Below are 15377 nucleotides of genomic sequence, written 5' to 3' on the forward strand. Positions count from 1 at the left end.
CGCGTTCCTCAGGCCGGTTCGAAGCGGTTGGCAGCCACGTTCTTGCGCACCTTCGCCGGGTCCCAGATCAGGCCATTGATGGCGATGTACACGCCGTGCGGCAGCGACTGCACCGCGCCGATCGCGCAGCCGATGTTGAATTCGGCGTCGGAGCCGCGGAACCGCGCCGGGCTCAGTGCGCCAGTCATGACGATGGTCTTGCCCGGGATCGACTTCAGCACCAGACCGGTCTGGACCATGCTGTCGGTGCCATGCGTGACCAGCACGTGCGGCGTGGACTGCGCGGCGATGGTCGCGCGCAGCAGTTCGCGGTCATCGTCGGTGATGTGCAGCGAGTCCTTGCGCAGGATCGGGATCACGCTGAAGCGGAAGGTCACGCCCAGCTCGCGCAGGATCGTGCCGATCTGCGGTTCGCCGATCTGGTAGTCGGACTTGTCGTCGAAGTAGATCTTGTCGATGGTGCCACCGGTGGTGACGATCAGCAGTTCTTCCATGTCGGTGCCCTGGTCCGGCGCGCGCGGCGTCCGGCGCATATGAGGAGGGCGCGGGGCTGGAGCCGCACGCCGCAAGTGGCCGCATTATCGACGATCGCGATGGCGGCCGGTCGCGCCGCCTGCGCGGGGTTCAGGCGCGGCGACCGAAGCGCGCGCGCAGGCCCGACCAGCTGGACGCGCCGATCACCAGCAGCGAGAGGCCGATTTCCAGCCACGCGAACAGCCGCTCGTCCGGACGGGTCCAGGCGACCATGACCCCGTGGCTGAACCAGAACAACGCGAGCACGCCACCCCAGAACGCCGCGCGCCGGCCGCCGCGCCAGGCCGGCACGGCCAGCAGCAGCGGCGGCAGCGCGAACACCAGCAACGCAGCCACCGCGTGGCGGTCGTCGTGGAACCAGGCGCCGAAGAGCGCCGCGAGCGCCAGCAGCGCGGCGCCGGTCAGGTGGTGCGATGTCGTCGTCGCCATCAGCCGGCCAGCCGCGCAGCGATATCGGCCAGGCGCCGACCCAGCGCGCGCGCCAGCGCCGCTTCTTCATCGGTCGGCTGCGGCTCGTCCTGGGTGCCGGCGACATGGCTGGCGCCGTAGGGCGTCCCGCCGCTGCGGGTGCTGCTGAGCAGCGGCTCGGTGAACGGGATGCCGACGATCACGCAGCCGTGGTGCAGCAGCGGCACGTGCATGGTGAGCAGGGTCGATTCCTGGCCGCCGTGCTGGGTAGCGGTGGAGGTGAACACGGCCGCCGGCTTGCCGGCGAGCGTGCCGCTGGCCCACTCGGCGCCCAGGCCGTCGAGGAAATGCTTGACGGGTGCGGCCATGTTGCCGAAACGGGTCGGGCTGCCCAGGGCCAGGCCAACGCATTCGACCAGGTCGCTGGCCTGCACGTAGGGCGCGCCCTCCTCGGGCACCGGCGGCGCGGCCTGCTGGGTCACTGCGGCCACCGGCGGCACGGAGCGCACCCGCGCCTGCATGCCGGGGACTTCCTCCACGCCGCGCGCGATCTGCCGGGCGAGCCGCGCGACCGAACCTCCGCGACTGTAGTACAGGACCAGGATCTCCGGCATCGGGCTTCCATCGGGTACAGGCAGGGCGTCCAGTATCGACGATGCGGCCGGCACCGCGCATCGGGTAGGCTTGCCGCAATGGGCATCGCGCAGATCATCGACCGCTGGCGCGAACGCGTGGGTGACCGCGCGCGCGCTACGACCTTTGCCCGCTTCCTGTGGCGCCGCTTCCTCGACGACAACCTGTTCCAGGCCGCCGGCTCGCTGGCTTACACCACCGCGTTCGCGCTGGTGCCGCTGGCGGTGGTGGTGCTGGGGGTGCTCTCGGCGTTCCCGGCATTCCAGGACCTCAGTGGCAAGCTCGTCGAGTACGTGCTCTCCAATTTCATTCCTGCCGCGGCAGACTCGATCCGGGACCAGCTCGCTACGCTCTCCGAGCACACCCAGAAGCTCACCGCCGCCGGTACGGTGGCCCTGGTGATCTCGCTGCTGGTCACGCTCAACAGCGTGGAGTCGACCTTCAACCGGATCTGGCGCGTGGCGAGCGCGCGGCCGCGCCTGTCGCGCTACCTGGTGTACTGGACGGTGATGACCCTGGGTGCGCTGCTCGCCGCCGCCTCGCTGTCGATCTCGGCGCGCTTCTTCGCCATGAAGCTGTTCGTCGAGACGCCGCAGGGCCAGTGGCTGGCCAACTTCAGCCTGGGCATGGCGCCGATCCTGATCGAGCTGGCGGTGGTGATGCTCGCCTACCGGGTCGTGCCGCATCACACGGTCAAGTGGCGCCATGCCATTGCCGGCGCGGTGCTGGCGGTGGTGTTGCTGGAGAGCGTGAAAGCCGCACTCGGCCTGTACCTGGGCAGCTTCGACGGCTACCAGAACCTGTACGGCGCGATGGCCTTCATCCCGATCCTGATGCTGTGGATCTTCCTTGGCTGGGTGGCGATCCTGCTCGGTGCATCACTGGCGTCCTCGATGGCCGCGTTCCGCTACCAGCCGGCCTCGATGCGCCTGCCGCAGGGTTACGAGGGTTATGCGCTGCTGCGCCTGATCGGTCGTTTCCAGCAGGCCCGCCGCGAGGCGCGAGGGTTGCACACCAACGAGATGCTCGCGCTGGAGCCGATGCTCACCGACTCGCTGCTGCAGGAATTCCTGTGCCGGCTCGATGCGATCAAGCTGGTCCGCCGCGACGAGCGCGGCGAGTGGCTGCTCGCGCGCGACCTGGACAGCATCACCCTGGCCGACCTGTACGAGGCCTGCCAGCTGCGGGTGCCGATCGACGAGGCCTGGCTGCCCTGCCGCGACGACGAGCTGGGCGCGGCGGTTCACGCCGTGCTCGACGACCTGCGACTGCCGCTGCGCGATGCACTCAAGCGCCGCGTCGGCGACCTTTATCCCACGAACCCGGAACGGACCTGAGCATGCGCGTATCCCTTCTCCTGCTGCCCGCGTTGCTGGCGTTGTCCGCCTGCCGCCCGGAACAGACCCCCGCGCCGCCGGCCACGCCACCGGCGAGCGCCGCAGCGCCGGCGGCCGATGCCGCCCTGCCGCCCGTGGCACAGCCCGGCGTGGTCGAGCGCACGGCCGACGTCCCGCGCTTCGCCGCCACCGCGGTGGATGGCGCGCTGTACGACCTGGCCGCGCACCGGGGGCGCTGGGTGGTGGTGAATTTCTGGGCGACCTGGTGCGGGCCGTGCCTGAAGGAAATGCCCGAACTGGCCGCGCTGCATACCATGCGCGAGCAGATCGAAGTGGTGGGCCTGGCCTACGAGGACATCAGCGTGGAGGACATGCGCGCGTTCCTGAAGGAGCATCCGGTGTCCTATCCGATCGTGATCCTCGATCCGATGAGCCCGCCGCAGGATTTCGCCACGCCACGCGGCCTTCCCACCACCTACCTGCTTGCACCCGACGGCAAGGTCGCCCGCCATTTCCTCGGCCCGGTGACCGCGTACGACATCGAAACCGCGGTCGAAGCGGGCGGCGGCAGCCTGGAATGAGCGCGCCGGTCCGGATCGCGCGGCGCTGGCGCGTGTCCGGGCGGGTGCAGGGCGTTTTCTTCCGTGCCTCGACCCGCGTGGAAGCCCTGCGGCTGGGTCTGGATGGCAGCGCGGTCAACCTGGCCGACGGGCAGGTCGAGGTGATCGCCAGCGGCGCGACCGAAGCGCTGGACCAGCTGGAGGCGTGGTTGCGGCGCGGGCCGCCGCAGGCGCGGGTCGACGCACTGCAGGCGTTGCCGGCACCGGAAGCGGCAGTGGTGCCGCCGGGATTCGCGACCGGCTGAGGTCAGTCTTCCGCGCGCGAAGGATACGGCGCGATCGGTTCAAGCACCCCGTAGCGCTCGCGCCGAGCCTTGCCACGCAAAGGTTCCAGCACGGGCAGGTCGCTGGGAACGTCCACGTCGGGCAGCCGGTCGAGCAGGTCGCGCAGCAGGGTCAGGCGGCCCACGCGCTGGTCGTTGAAATCGACCAGCGTCCAGGGCGCATGGGCGGTGTGGGTGGCGGCGAGCATCTCCTCGCGCGCACGGGTGTAGTCGGCATAGCGGTGCCGCGCCTCCAGGTCGACCGGCGACAGCTTCCAGCCCTTGAGCGGGTCGGCATGGCGCTCGGCGAAACGCTGCTCCTGTTCGGCCTGGTCCACGCACAGCCAGTACTTGAACAGCGCGATGCCGTCGTCGACCAGCATCCGTTCGAACTGCGGCGCCTGGCGCAGGAACGCGGCATGCTCGGATTGGCTGCAGTAACCCATGACCCGTTCCACGCCGGCCCGGTTGTACCAGCTGCGATCGAACAGGGTCATCTCGCCGGCAGCGGGCAGGTGCGCGGCATAGCGCTGGAAATACCACTGCGTGGCTTCGCGATCGGTCGGGCGCGGCAGGGCGGCGATCCGGCATTGGCGCGGGTTGAGGTGTTCGGTGAGGGCCTTGATCGCGCCGCCTTTGCCGGCGGTGTCGCGTCCCTCGAACAGCACGACCAGGCGCAGGCCGGTCGCCTGCAGCCATTCGGCCATGTGTACGAGTTCAAGCTGCAAGGGCGCGAGCAGGTCCTTGTACTCGCCCTTGCGCAGCGGTTTTGCCGCCTTGCGCCGGCCCGTCTTGCCGTGGTCGCCCATGCCGGTCTCCGTGTTCTATTCGCGCAATCGCGGCCGCAGGGTCGCCAGGTTGCAGGGCTGGGTCCGCGCGTCGAGCTGGTGGCGGATGATCCGCTCCCACGCCGTGCGGCAGGCCGAAGTCGAACCGGGCAGGGCGAACAGGAACGTCGCGTTGGCCAGTCCGGCGAAGGCGCGCGACTGCAACGAGGACGTTCCGATCTCCTCGACGCTGATCGCGCGGAACAGTTCGCCGAAGCCCGGCATTTCCTTGTCCAGCAGCGGCAGCAGCGCTTCGGGCGTGGAGTCCCGGCCGGTGAAGCCGGTGCCGCCGGTGACCAGGATGCCATCCACCGCCGGGTCGGCGATCCACGCCGAAACCTGCGCGCGCAGGCGATAGCGGTCATCGGGCAGCAGCGTGCGTGCCTGCACGCGGTGCCCGCCGTCAGCCAGGGCCTGGGCGAGGTAGTCGCCGGAGGTGTCGTTGTCGGCGGTGCGCGTGTCCGAGACGGTCAGCACGCATATGTTCAAGGGCAGGAAATCGCGTTCGGCAGTCATGCGCATAGCCTATACCCACGCGGGTCCGTGCTGCGCACCTGCCGCTGGGGCAGGGCACATCGTTGCCGAGTGCCGCCCATGACGGGAATACCGTCTTACTCGGCCGTCAGTCGCGCCAGTTCGTCGGCCTGGTGTTCCTGCTGCAGGCGCACGACCAGGGGGTCGAGCTCGCCTTCGAGGATGTTGGGCAGGTCGTACAGGGTCAGGCCTTCGACGCGATGGTCGGTGATCCGGCCCTGCGGGAAATTGTAGGTGCGGATGCGCTGGCTGCGGTCGCCGCTGCCGACCTGCAGCCGGCGCGATTCGGCCTGTGCGGCCTGCTGGCGGCTGCGCTCGGCGTCGAGCAGCTGCGCCTTGAGCCGCTTCATCGCCTTGTCGCGGTTGGCGTGCTGGCTGCGCTCGGTCTGGCTTTCCACCACCACGCCGGTCGGCAGGTGGGTGATGCGGATCGCCGAATCGGTCTTGTTGACGTGCTGGCCACCGGCGCCGGACGAACGGAAGGTGTCGACCTTCAGGTCGGCCGGGTTGATCGCGATCTCCTCGACCTCGTCGGCCTCCGGGATGATCGCCACCGTCGCGGCCGAGGTGTGGATGCGGCCTTGGGACTCCGTCGCCGGCACGCGCTGCACGCGGGGGGTGCCGGACTCGAACTTCAGCTTGGAATAGGCGCCACGGCCGACCAGGCGCGCGACGATTTCCTTGTGCCCGCCGTGTTCGCCGGGGTTTTCCGATTCCACTTCGACCTTCCAGCCCTGGCGCTCGGCATAGCGGGCGTACATGCGGAACAGGTCGCCGGCGAAGATCGCCGCTTCATCGCCGCCGGTGCCGGCGCGCACTTCCAGGAACAGGTTGCCGTCGTCGCGCGGGTCCTTGGGCACCAGCAGCAGGGCCAGCTCGGCATCCAGCGCCTGCAGCCGCGCGCGCGCGCTGTCGATTTCCTCTTCGGCCAGTTCCGCCAGTTCCGGGTCGCCTCGCATGGCCTCGGCCGCAGCCAGGTCATCCTTGGCGCGCGCCTCGGCCGCCAGGGCCGTGGCGACCGGCTCGAGCTGGGCGAATTCGCGCGACAGGTCGCGGAAGCGCGCGTTGTCGGCCAGCACGCCGGGGTCGGCGAGCAGGCGTTCGAGTTCTTCGCGGCGCTCGGCCAGCGCTTCCAGCTTACGGCGCAGGCTCGGGGTCATCAGGCAGTCGCGGTGCGGCGGGTGAGGGGATCGGGGAATGGGAGTAGAGCGCCTTGTCCGGGAACAGGCGTTCGGCCGCGCGCGCCAGTTCCAGGTCGCCGCTGAGCGCGGCTTCGCGCAAGGCGGCGGTCGGCGGATGCAGCAGCCGGTTGGTCAGGGTATGGGCGAGGAATTGCAGCACCTCGTCGGTATCGCGACCGCCGGCCAGCTGCTGGCGCGCACGGGCCAGCAGTTCGTCGCGGGTACTGTCACCGAGCGAGCGCAGGCGCTTGAGCGTCTCCTGGCGGCCGCCGGCATGCAGGGTCTCCATGTAGCGGGCGACCTGCAGGTCGATGATCGCCTCGGCGGCTTCGGCCGCTTCGTGGCGCCCGCGCCGGTTGTCCTCGACTGCGCGTTCCAGGTCGTCGACGGTGTACAGGTAGGCATCGGCCAGCGCCGCCACGCGTGGCTCGATGTCGCGCGGCACCGCCAGGTCGAACAACAGCACGGGCTTGCGCCGGCGCGCGGCCAGCGCCGCTTCGACCTGGGCCTGGCGCAGCACCGGTTCGCGGCTGGCGGTGGCCGAGAACACCACGTCGGCCTCGGCCAGGTGTCGGTCCAGCTCGGCCAGGGGCAGGGCGTAGCCGCCGTGGCGGCTGGCCAGGTCCTGGGCATGGGCGAGGGTGCGGTTGGCGACGAGCAGGCGGCGCACACCGCCCTTGGCCAGATGCCGGGCCGCCAGTTCGATGGTCTCGCCGGCGCCGATCAGCAACACCGTGGAATCGGGCAGGCTGGCGAAGGAGTCCTGCGCCAGCCGCACTGCGGTGGAGGCGACCGATACCGGATTGACGCCGATGCGGGTGTCGGTGCGCGCACGCTTGGCCACGGCGAAGGTCTGCTGGAACAGGCGATCCAGGCGACCGCCGAGGGCGCCGTGTTCGCGCGCCAGCACCCAGGCGTCCTTCACCTGGCCCAGGATCTGCGGTTCGCCCAGCACCATCGAGTCCAGGCCGGTGGCCACCCGGAACAGGTGGCGCACGGCGTCCGCGTCGCGATGCCTGTAGAGGTAGGCACCCAGGCCCTGTGCCTGGCCATCCAGCCATCCGGCAAGGGCTTCGCCATCGGCGGCCACCGCGTAGACCTCGGTGCGGTTGCAGGTGGAGAGCAGGGCCGCTTCGGAGACTTCGGGCAGGGCGCGCAGCGAAGCCAGGGCCGTTCCCAGCGAATCGCCGGCAAAAGCTACCCGTTCGCGCAGGTCGACCGGCGCGGTCTGGTGGTTGAGGCCGAGGAGCCACAGCGTCATGTTCAGGTGCTTGCGATAATCTGCTGGCTTCTTTGGGCCGCCATTTTACGGCCCGGTGGGTGCCAATGCCCGTATCAGAGATTTCCATCGCCCGATCGGGACGTCCGCGTCCCCTCCAGCGCCTGTCGTGGCTGCTGTCGCTGGCCCTGGTCGCCAGCCCGCTGTGCGCGGCCAGGCCGGCGCCCGACCCGGTTCCGCTGGAGCAGGTGATGGCCGGCGAATACGCCCTGCAGGCCGGGCAGCTGGCCGACGCAGCGCGCTGGTACCTGGAGGCGGCCAAGGCGGCCGAAGGCGACATCCTGCTGGCCGAACGCGCGACCCGCATCGCGATGCTGGCCAACGACGATGTCCGCGCCGGGCAGTCGCTGAAGCTGTGGCGGCAGCGCGCGCCCGATTCGCTGGCGCTGCGCGCGGCAAGTGCCTCGTTGGCCCTGCGCGAAGGCCAGGCCCGCAAGGCGCGCCGTGAGCTGGTCCAGCTGCTGCAGGCGTCCGACCCCAGGGCCTGGCGGTATGCGCTGGTGGCACTGGCCGGCGGACGCGATCCCGACGTCACGGCGAAGGTGATGGGCCAGCTGGTCGGCGATGGCGTCATTCCGGACGAACTGGTGGCCTGGCAGGAATTCGGCCGGCTGTCGCTGCGCCTGGACAAGCCGCAGCTGGCTGCACGCATCGTCGACGAGATGGTCCGGCGCTTCCCGGGCGAGCCGCGGGTGGCGGTGCTGCGCGCAGGCCAGCTGCAGCAGGCGGGGCAGACCGAGCAGGCCCGGGCGATGCTGGGCGTCGCCGAGCCGCGCGCGGAACACGACCCGGAGGTGCGCGCGATGCTCGCCGTCGCCTACGAGGCGCTGGGTGACTTCGATGCCGCCGCCAGGATCATGTCGCGGGGGCCGCAGGACACCCAGACCTACGGGGTCCGGGCGTCGCTGCTGGCCCGCAGCGAGGACAACGAGGCACTGGCGGCAATGTACGGCGAGCTGTCGGCGGGCGACGGCGGCCAGCCCGATCCGGCGCGCCGCATGCTGCTGGGGCGCATCGCCGAGTTCCTCAAGCGCCCGGCCGAGGCCGTGGACTGGTATCGCGGGGTGTCGGGCGGGCCGTTGCGTCCCGAGGCGCGGATCCGCACCGCCGCGGCGCTGTACGAAATGGGGCGTGCCGACGACGCGTACGCCGAGGCCCATGCCCTGCAGAACGATGCCGGCAGCGACGACGAGGCGCGTCGCAACGCCTATCTGCTGGAGGGCGAACTGCGGCAGCGCGCCGGCAGCATCGAGGGCGAGATCGAGGCCCTGGGCCGCGGCCTGGCGGCCTACCCGGACGACGGCGCCCTGCTGTACGCGCGCGCGCTGGCCTGGGAGCGCCAGGATCGGATCGACCGGGCCGAGGCCGACCTGCGCAAGGTGCTGGTCGCCGAGCCGGAGAACGTGGCCGCGCTCAATGCGCTCGGCTACACCCTGGCCGACCGTACCCACCGCTACCAGGAGGCGCTGGAGCTGATCGACCGCGCACGCACCGCCGAACCGGACAACGCCGCCATCGTCGACAGCTACGGCTGGGTGCTGTACCGGCTGGGTCGCAACGAGGAGGCGCTGGTCGAGCTGCGCAGGGCCTGGGGCCTGGCCAAGGATCCCGAGATCGGGGCGCATGTCGGCGAGTTGCTCTGGGTGCTGGGGCGGCGCGAAGAAGCACAGCGCTACTTCGACGAGTCGCGCAAGCTCGATCCGGACAACCGCTCGCTGCTGCGGGCCGTGGAGAAGCTCGGCCTGCCGGCTCCGGTGGCGGTGCCTGTGTCGACGACGGAGCCTGCGCCGTGATCCCGCGCCTCCAGCCGGCCGGCCTTGCGCTGGCCGCGATCCTGCTCGCCGGCTGTACGACCGCGCCGCCGCGCCCTCTCCCGCCCGCGGTCGACGCCGGCCAGGCGCAGGCCATGCAGGAGCAGCGGAGGCAACAACTGGAGGCCATCCCGCAATGGGCGATGCAGGGCCGGATCGCGGTCAATGTGGCCGACAAGGGTGGCAGCGGCCGACTGGAGTGGCAGCAACAGGGGATGGCCTACCGGGTCTCGCTCAGCGCCCCGGTGACCCGCCAGAGCTGGCAGCTGTCGGGTGAGCCTGGCGGTGCAACCCTGGAGGGCCTGGAAGGCGGCCCGCGTTCCGGCCCGGATGCCGGGGTGCTGCTGCGCGAGGCGACCGGCTGGCAGATCCCGCTGGAGTCGATGGCCTGGTGGGTGCGTGGCCTGCCCTCCCCGGGCGCCGGCGAGCTGGACTTCGGCGCCGATGGTCGCCTCCAGCGCGTGGTCGCCGAGGGCTGGACCGTCGAGTACCAGGAGTGGCTTCCGGCCACTGCCGGCTGGCCGGCGATGCCGCGGCGGCTGCAGGCCAGTCGCGAGGGTGCCCGCGTTCGCCTGGTCGTGGATGGCTGGGACGCAGTGCCGTGAACGGCGGCTGGAGTGAATGGCCGGCCCCGGCCAAGCTGAATCTGTTCCTGCGTATCACCGGCCGCCGGAATGACGGCTATCACGAGCTGCAGACCGTCTTCCGGCTGCTCGACTGGGGCGACCGGATCTTTCTGCGCAGCCGCGACGATGGCCGAGTGGTCCGTCATGGAGACCGCCTGCCGGGCGTTGAAGATGCGGCCGATCTGGCGGTCAGGGCAGCCAGCCTGCTTAAAGATGCGGCTAACTGCACGCAAGGTGCCGACATAAGCGTCGAAAAGCATATCCCTGCAGGGGGTGGGTTCGGTGGGGGCTCGTCCGATGCGGCGACTGTCCTATGCGCCCTTGACCGGCTCTGGGGCCTGGACATGGGCGAGGACCGGCTCGCGGCGCTGGGGTTGCAGCTGGGCGCAGATGTCCCGGTCTTCGTCCGGGGGCGCTCGGCCTGGGCCGAGGGGGTCGGTGAAAGGCTGGAATCGATCGCTCTGCCGCCGGCCTGGTATGTGCTGGTGGACCCCGGTATCCACGTGCCCACCGCGGCCCTTTTCCAGTCCCCGGATTTGACGCGGGATTCCCCGCCCGCGAAAATGGCGGACTTCGCTGCCGGAACGGTCCTCGACAATGCGTTCGAGACGGTCCTGCGCCGTCGCGAACCGGCCGTCGAGGCGGTGTTCGCCGAGCTGGCGCGGATCGGACTGCCGCGCCTCACCGGTACTGGCAGCGGTTGTTTCGTCGAGTTCGCCCAACGGGACGCGGCGCAGGACGCACTGGCGCGGTTACCGCGACGGTTGCGCGCCTGGGTCGCTGCCGGCGTGTCGGATTCGCCGCTCCATGGCGCGATGGCGCGCCTGTAGTGGAATGACACAGGGGCGTCGCCAAGTGGTCCAAGGCACCGGGTTTTGATCCCGGCATCCGCAGGTTCGAATCCTGCCGCCCCTGCCATGCTTGCGAGTCATGGACGCGAGTCCCTCGCAATAAACCGCACTTCCAGGTGCGGGGATTGAAAGAACGGAGCGCAGTCCATCGCGCCTCCTCCATGTTCCACACCTTGTTCGAATCGCCGCCGGGATGACCAAGATGCAAGACGAACGCAGCCTGCTTGTCTTCTCCGGAAACGCCAACAAGGCGCTGTCCAACAGCATCTGCCGCGAGCTGGGCGTGCGTCCGGGCAAGGCGCTGGTGTCGACCTTCTCCGACGGCGAAGTGCAGGTGGAGATCGAGGAGAACGTACGCCGGCAGGAAGTGTTCGTGGTCCAGCCGACCTGCGCGCCGACGGCCGAGAACCTGATGGAGTTGCTGGTGCTGATCGACGCGCTCAAGCGCGCCAGCGCCGCCAGCGTCACCGCGGTGGTGCCGTATTTCGGCTATTCGCGCCAGGATCGCCGCCTGCGTTCTTCGCGCGTGCCGATCACGGCCAAGGTCGCCGCCAAGATGTTCAGCGCGGTGGGCACGGACCGGGTCCTGACCGTGGATCTGCATGCCGACCAGATCCAGGGTTTCTTCGACGTGCCGGTCGACAACGTGTACGCATCGCCGCTGCTGCTGGCCGACATCTGGCGCGCCTACGGCACCGAGAACCTGATCGTGGTCTCGCCGGACGTGGGCGGTGTGGTCCGCGCCCGCGCAGTGGCCAAGCGCCTGGATGACGCCGACCTGGCGATCATCGACAAGCGCCGCCCGCGCGCGAACGTGTCCACGGTGATGAACATCATCGGTGACGTGTCCGGCAAGACCTGCGTGCTGGTGGACGACATCGTCGACACCGCCGGGACGCTGTGCGCCGCGGCGGCGGCGCTGAAGGCGCAGGGCGCGACCAAGGTGGCCGCGTACTGCACCCACCCGGTGCTCTCGGGGCCGGCGGTGGACAACATCACCGGCTCGCAGCTCGACGAGCTGGTGGTTACCGACACCATCCCGCTGTCGCCGGCCGCCCGTGCCTGCGGCCGCATCCGCCAGGTCAGCGTGGCAGAGCTGCTGGCCGAGACGATCCGCCGCATCGCGTTCGGCGAATCGGTGAGCTCGCTCTACGTCGACTGAGTCGGCGCAGCCACCCGGCCGGCGACATGCGCCGGCCGCCGGGGGACGGCAATGCGGAACCGGAAAGCCGGTTCCGGATTCCCGATCCCCGGGAACCGCAAGGCTCGTCTGGTCGCGGACGAGTCGCCCGGATCACCGCGAGGTGGTCCCTTGAGTGGAATCGCCACGAGGCGTTCCCTACAACTGAAGAGTGAAGAGAAATGGCAACTCATGTGATCAACGTCGAACGTCGCGAGGACGAGGGCAAGGGTGCGAGCCGCCGCCTGCGTCGCGATGGCAAGATTCCGGCCGTCGTCTACGGTGGCGACCTCAAGCCGGTCAACATCCAGCTGGACCACGAGAAGTTGTGGCTGGCCCAGCAGAACGAGTGGTTCTACTCCTCGATCCTGGACCTGAGCCTCAATGGCGACGTGCAGCGCGTGCTGCTGCGTGACATGCAGCGCCACCCGTACAAGCAGCTGGTCATGCACCTGGACTTCCTGCGCGTGAACGAGAACGAAGTCCTGCGCGCCGCCGTGCAGCTGCACTTCGTCAACGCCGAGAAGTCCACGGCCGGCAAGACCGCCGGCGTGGTGATCATGCACGAGCTGACGGAAGTCAACGTGTCGTGCCTGCCCAGGGACCTGCCGGAAGCCATCGAGGTCGACCTGTCTGAGCTGGCCGTCGGCGACGTGATCCACCTGTCGGCGTTGAAGCTGCCGGCCGGCGTGGAGATCCCGCAACTGAAGCTGGGTGCCGACCATGACGTGGCGGTGGTGATCGCCAAGCACGCCCGCGTCGAGGAAGAGCCGGCTGCCGAAGGCGGCGAAGAGAAGAAGTAAGCCGCTGCGTCCCGCCCGGTGTGCCGGGCGGGACCGCGGTGGGCTCTGCTGCGATGGCGGAACTTCGACTTATCGTCGGGCTGGGCAATCCCGGTCCGGAACACGCGAACACCCGGCACAACGCCGGGTTTCGTTTTGCCGACGCGTTGGCGCAGCAGGCGGGCGTGCGCTTTGGCCTGGAATCGAAGCTGTTCGGCGAGACCGCCAAGGTCGACATCGGCGGTCGCGCGGTGTGGCTGCTCAAGCCGGCGACCTTCATGAACCTGTCGGGCAAGTCGGTGGCCACGGCGTTGCGCTACTGGAAGATCGAGCCGGAACAGGCGCTGCTGGCGCACGACGAACTCGACCTGGCACCAGGCGCGGCGCGGTTGAAGTTCGATGGCGGCCACGGAGGCCAGAATGGCCTGCGCGACACGATGCAGCACCTGGGGCATGGCCGGTTCCATCGCCTGCGGATCGGCATCGGCCATCCGGGGCACAAGGACCGGGTCACGGGCTGGGTGCTGGGCAGGCCGGGCAAGGACGATGCGGTGCTGATCGACCGGGCGATCGATGATGCCCTGGCGGTCCTGCCGCTGGCGGTGGCGGGCGACTTCAACGAGGCGATGAAGCGGTTGCATACCCCGAAGGCCTAGGTGGCTGCGGGCTGGGATCCGGCGTCGACCGGTGCCCAGCCCCCAATCTCCTGCGGTGACAACAGAGAATCATGGGCATCAAATGCGGCATCGTCGGCTTGCCCAACGTCGGCAAGTCGACCCTCTTCAACGCGCTGACAAAGGCGGGTATCGCCGCCGCCAACTTCCCGTTCTGCACGATCGAGCCGAACGTGGGCGTGGTGCCGGTGCCGGACCCGCGGCTGGGCCAGCTGGCCGAGATCGTCAAGCCCGAGAAGGTGATCGCCACCGCGGTCGAGTTCGTCGACATCGCCGGCCTGGTCGCCGGTGCGGCCAGCGGCGAGGGCCTGGGCAACAAGTTCCTGGCGCACATCCGCGAGGTCGACGCGATCTCGCACGTGGTCCGCTGCTTCGAGCACACGGACATCATCCACGTCGCCGGCAAGGTCGATCCGCTCTCGGACATCGATACGATCGATACCGAGCTCGCGCTTGCCGACCTGGACAGCGTCGAGAAGGCGCTCAACCGCGCCGAACGCTCGGCCAAGGCCGGCGAGAAGGACGCCATCGCGCGCAAGCCGGTGCTGCAGAAGCTGCATGCCGGACTGAGCGAGGGCAGGCCCGGCCGCGCCCTGGGCCTGGATGACGAGGAGCGGGCGCTGGTCCGGGACCTGTTCCTGCTGACCCTCAAGCCGGTCATGTACGTGGCCAACGTCCTGGAGGACGGATTCCACGACAACCCGCTGCTGGAGGCCGTGCGGGCCCGTGCCGCGGCCGAAGGCGCCGAAGTGGTGCCCGTGTCGGCGGCGATCGAAGAGGAGCTGGCCCAGCTCGACGACGAGGATCGCGATACCTTCCTGGCCGACCTGGGCCTGGACGAGCCGGGCCTGAACCGCGTGATCCGTGCCGCCTACCGCCTGTTGGGCCTGCAGACCTACTTCACCGCCGGCGTGAAGGAGGTCCGCGCCTGGACGGTCAAGGCCGGCGCCACCGCGCCGCAGGCCGCCGCGGTGATCCACACCGATTTCGAGAAGGGCTTCATCCGCGCCGAGACCATCGCCTTCGACGACTTCCTGCGCTACCGCGGCGAAGCCGGAGCGCGCGAGGCCGGGCGCATGCGCCTGGAGGGCAAGGAGTACCGGGTCCAGGAAGGCGACGTCCTGCATTTCCGCTTCAACGTCTGACCGCGGCACCGGGCGAAATCGATCTCCGGATCCGTTGACAGCGACGGCGGGGATGGTCAGAATTGCGGGCTGTTTCACCCCGGTCGTACGCGGTTGTACCGGTCGCGGTGGCAGATCCCGGAGGGATACCCAAGCGGCCAACGGGGGCAGACTGTAAATCTGCTGGCTTACGCCTTCGGTGGTTCGAATCCACCTCCCTCCACCAGTTTTAGAAGTGCGGTACGGAACATCGAGGCAAGGCCCGGAGCGGTAGGCCGGGTGTGGTTCCCCTCGCGGGAGTAGTTCAATGGTAGAACCTCAGCCTTCCAAGCTGATGGTGCGGGTTCGATTCCCGTCTCCCGCTCCATTGCGCCACCCAGTTGTTCCGAGAAACAGGTTCCAAGCGTTCCATCCGCTCACGTAGCTCAGTCGGTAGAGCACCTCCTTGGTAAGGAGGAGGTCGAAGGTTCGATTCCTTTCGTGAGCACCATATTCGCGGATCCGTCCGCACCGGGTCTGGCCCCAGGGCCAGGCTTTCGACAAACCAGCAGCACCCCATCTACAACCGTCAGCGAGATAGGCAGCCATGGCCAAGGGTAAATTCGAGCGCACCAAGCCGCACGTGAACGTGGGCACGATCGGTCACGTTGACCACGGCAAGACGACGCTGACCGCGGCGCTGACGAAGATCGGCGCAGAGCGTTTTGGCGGCG

18 protein-coding genes and 4 tRNA genes are annotated in these 15377 nt (G+C 69.4%); 15 read left to right on the top strand and 7 right to left on the bottom strand.

What is annotated here, in order from left to right; translation table 11 throughout:
- Positions 1-8: 8 nt before the first annotated feature.
- The 3 genes from CSC65_RS14195 to wrbA form a co-directional block, all read right to left on the bottom strand.
- Positions 9-494: an asparaginase domain-containing protein gene (locus tag CSC65_RS14195; protein WP_162411236.1), complete on the bottom strand. Its 486-nt coding sequence runs from the start codon at positions 492-494 to the stop codon at positions 9-11.
- A gap of 130 nt (positions 495-624) precedes the next feature.
- Positions 625-963, bottom strand: a complete 339-nt coding sequence (locus CSC65_RS14200) for a DUF2069 domain-containing protein (RefSeq protein ID WP_162411237.1) — start codon at positions 961-963, stop codon at positions 625-627.
- Positions 963-1556, bottom strand: a complete 594-nt coding sequence (wrbA, locus tag CSC65_RS14205; protein WP_162411238.1) for an NAD(P)H:quinone oxidoreductase — start codon at positions 1554-1556, stop codon at positions 963-965. The genes CSC65_RS14200 and wrbA overlap by 1 nt, the downstream gene beginning before the upstream one ends.
- Before the next feature lie 78 nt (positions 1557-1634).
- On the opposite strand from wrbA, the gene CSC65_RS14210 reads away from it, so the two are divergent.
- Genes CSC65_RS14210 through CSC65_RS14220 form a run of 3 tightly spaced genes read left to right on the top strand, consistent with a single transcriptional unit; the run spans position 1635 to position 3777 of the window.
- A complete protein-coding gene (locus tag CSC65_RS14210) occupies positions 1635-2912 on the top strand; it encodes a YihY family inner membrane protein (RefSeq protein WP_162411239.1) in 1278 nt (425 codons plus the stop codon).
- Between the two features lie 2 nt (positions 2913-2914).
- On the top strand, positions 2915-3493 hold the full coding sequence (locus CSC65_RS14215) for a TlpA family protein disulfide reductase (RefSeq protein ID WP_162411240.1): 579 nt from the start codon (positions 2915-2917) through the stop codon (positions 3491-3493).
- Positions 3490-3777 carry an acylphosphatase gene (locus CSC65_RS14220; protein ID WP_162411241.1) on the top strand — a complete coding sequence of 96 codons (288 nt, stop codon included), beginning with the start codon at positions 3490-3492 and terminating at the stop codon, positions 3775-3777. Before CSC65_RS14215 ends, CSC65_RS14220 begins: the two co-directional genes overlap by 4 nt.
- A 2-nt stretch (positions 3778-3779) precedes the next feature.
- On the opposite strand, the gene ppk2 is transcribed toward CSC65_RS14220, so the two are convergent.
- The 4 genes from ppk2 to hemA all read right to left on the bottom strand — a co-directional run bounded on the left by ppk2 (position 3780) and on the right by hemA (position 7598).
- Positions 3780-4604 (bottom strand): polyphosphate kinase 2, encoded by an 825-nt coding sequence (gene ppk2 / locus CSC65_RS14225; protein ID WP_162411242.1) that lies wholly within the window; start codon positions 4602-4604, stop codon positions 3780-3782.
- Positions 4605-4619: 15 nt separating this feature from the next.
- Entirely contained in the window at positions 4620-5138 is a 519-nt protein-coding gene (gene moaB / locus CSC65_RS14230) for a molybdenum cofactor biosynthesis protein B (RefSeq protein WP_162411243.1), read from the bottom strand.
- Between the two features lie 95 nt (positions 5139-5233).
- Complete coding sequence (prfA, locus tag CSC65_RS14235) at positions 5234-6316, bottom strand: peptide chain release factor 1 (RefSeq protein ID WP_162411244.1); 1083 nt, start codon at positions 6314-6316, stop codon at positions 5234-5236.
- Positions 6294-7598, bottom strand: a complete 1305-nt coding sequence (hemA, locus tag CSC65_RS14240; protein ID WP_162411245.1) for a glutamyl-tRNA reductase — start codon at positions 7596-7598, stop codon at positions 6294-6296. The genes prfA and hemA overlap by 23 nt, the downstream gene beginning before the upstream one ends.
- Before the next feature lie 65 nt (positions 7599-7663).
- Between hemA and CSC65_RS14245 the strand changes: the two genes are divergently transcribed.
- The 12 genes from CSC65_RS14245 to CSC65_RS14300 form a co-directional block, all read left to right on the top strand.
- On the top strand, positions 7664-9409 hold the full coding sequence (locus tag CSC65_RS14245; protein ID WP_162411246.1) for a tetratricopeptide repeat protein: 1746 nt from the start codon (positions 7664-7666) through the stop codon (positions 9407-9409).
- Positions 9406-10032: a lipoprotein insertase outer membrane protein LolB gene (lolB, locus tag CSC65_RS14250; protein ID WP_162411247.1), complete on the top strand. Its 627-nt coding sequence runs from the start codon at positions 9406-9408 to the stop codon at positions 10030-10032. Before CSC65_RS14245 ends, lolB begins: the two co-directional genes overlap by 4 nt.
- Positions 10029-10883 carry a 4-(cytidine 5'-diphospho)-2-C-methyl-D-erythritol kinase gene (ispE, locus tag CSC65_RS14255; protein ID WP_238390412.1) on the top strand — a complete coding sequence of 285 codons (855 nt, stop codon included), beginning with the start codon at positions 10029-10031 and terminating at the stop codon, positions 10881-10883. The genes lolB and ispE overlap by 4 nt, the downstream gene beginning before the upstream one ends.
- Before the next feature lie 11 nt (positions 10884-10894).
- Positions 10895-10971 (top strand) — tRNA-Gln (locus tag CSC65_RS14260).
- Positions 10972-11106: 135 nt separating this feature from the next.
- On the top strand, positions 11107-12066 hold the full coding sequence (locus CSC65_RS14265; protein ID WP_162411258.1) for a ribose-phosphate diphosphokinase: 960 nt from the start codon (positions 11107-11109) through the stop codon (positions 12064-12066).
- Positions 12067-12266: 200 nt separating this feature from the next.
- The gene (locus CSC65_RS14270; RefSeq protein ID WP_162411248.1) at positions 12267-12887 is read left to right on the top strand and encodes a 50S ribosomal protein L25/general stress protein Ctc; all 621 of its coding nucleotides are present in this window, start codon (positions 12267-12269) and stop codon (positions 12885-12887) included.
- Between the two features lie 53 nt (positions 12888-12940).
- Positions 12941-13522: an aminoacyl-tRNA hydrolase gene (gene pth, locus CSC65_RS14275; protein ID WP_162411249.1), complete on the top strand. Its 582-nt coding sequence runs from the start codon at positions 12941-12943 to the stop codon at positions 13520-13522.
- Positions 13523-13593: 71 nt separating this feature from the next.
- Positions 13594-14685, top strand: a complete 1092-nt coding sequence (ychF, locus tag CSC65_RS14280) for a redox-regulated ATPase YchF (protein WP_162411250.1) — start codon at positions 13594-13596, stop codon at positions 14683-14685.
- A 119-nt stretch (positions 14686-14804) separates the two neighbouring features.
- Positions 14805-14890, top strand: a tRNA-Tyr gene (locus tag CSC65_RS14285).
- A gap of 67 nt (positions 14891-14957) precedes the next feature.
- A tRNA-Gly gene (locus CSC65_RS14290) sits at positions 14958-15031 on the top strand.
- Positions 15032-15078: 47 nt separating this feature from the next.
- A tRNA-Thr gene (locus CSC65_RS14295) sits at positions 15079-15154 on the top strand.
- A gap of 96 nt (positions 15155-15250) precedes the next feature.
- Positions 15251-15377, top strand: a 127-nt coding sequence (locus CSC65_RS14300; protein ID WP_049472805.1) for a GTP-binding protein, incomplete at its 3' end; no start/stop codon positions are given.

This window comes from Pseudoxanthomonas daejeonensis (genome assembly GCF_010093205.1).
Classification (GTDB): Bacteria; Pseudomonadota; Gammaproteobacteria; order Xanthomonadales; family Xanthomonadaceae; genus Pseudoxanthomonas; species Pseudoxanthomonas daejeonensis.

What these genes read in the sequence shown, in the direction of transcription:
- CSC65_RS14195 (WP_162411236.1), bottom strand. Translation starts at nt 494, where the DNA reads ATGGAAGAACTGCTGATCGTCACCACCGGTGGCACCATCGACAAGATC.
- CSC65_RS14200 (WP_162411237.1), bottom strand. Translation starts at nt 963, where the DNA reads ATGGCGACGACGACATCGCACCACCTGACCGGCGCCGCGCTGCTGGCG.
- wrbA (WP_162411238.1), bottom strand. Translation starts at nt 1,556, where the DNA reads ATGCCGGAGATCCTGGTCCTGTACTACAGTCGCGGAGGTTCGGTCGCG.
- CSC65_RS14210 (WP_162411239.1), top strand. Translation starts at nt 1,635, where the DNA reads ATGGGCATCGCGCAGATCATCGACCGCTGGCGCGAACGCGTGGGTGAC.
- CSC65_RS14215 (WP_162411240.1), top strand. Translation starts at nt 2,915, where the DNA reads ATGCGCGTATCCCTTCTCCTGCTGCCCGCGTTGCTGGCGTTGTCCGCC.
- CSC65_RS14220 (WP_162411241.1), top strand. Translation starts at nt 3,490, where the DNA reads ATGAGCGCGCCGGTCCGGATCGCGCGGCGCTGGCGCGTGTCCGGGCGG.
- ppk2 (WP_162411242.1), bottom strand. Translation starts at nt 4,604, where the DNA reads ATGGGCGACCACGGCAAGACGGGCCGGCGCAAGGCGGCAAAACCGCTG.
- moaB (WP_162411243.1), bottom strand. Translation starts at nt 5,138, where the DNA reads ATGACTGCCGAACGCGATTTCCTGCCCTTGAACATATGCGTGCTGACC.
- prfA (WP_162411244.1), bottom strand. Translation starts at nt 6,316, where the DNA reads ATGACCCCGAGCCTGCGCCGTAAGCTGGAAGCGCTGGCCGAGCGCCGC.
- hemA (WP_162411245.1), bottom strand. Translation starts at nt 7,598, where the DNA reads ATGACGCTGTGGCTCCTCGGCCTCAACCACCAGACCGCGCCGGTCGAC.
- CSC65_RS14245 (WP_162411246.1), top strand. Translation starts at nt 7,664, where the DNA reads ATGCCCGTATCAGAGATTTCCATCGCCCGATCGGGACGTCCGCGTCCC.
- CSC65_RS14265 (WP_162411258.1), top strand. Translation starts at nt 11,107, where the DNA reads ATGCAAGACGAACGCAGCCTGCTTGTCTTCTCCGGAAACGCCAACAAG.
- CSC65_RS14270 (WP_162411248.1), top strand. Translation starts at nt 12,267, where the DNA reads ATGGCAACTCATGTGATCAACGTCGAACGTCGCGAGGACGAGGGCAAG.
- pth (WP_162411249.1), top strand. Translation starts at nt 12,941, where the DNA reads ATGGCGGAACTTCGACTTATCGTCGGGCTGGGCAATCCCGGTCCGGAA.
- ychF (WP_162411250.1), top strand. Translation starts at nt 13,594, where the DNA reads ATGGGCATCAAATGCGGCATCGTCGGCTTGCCCAACGTCGGCAAGTCG.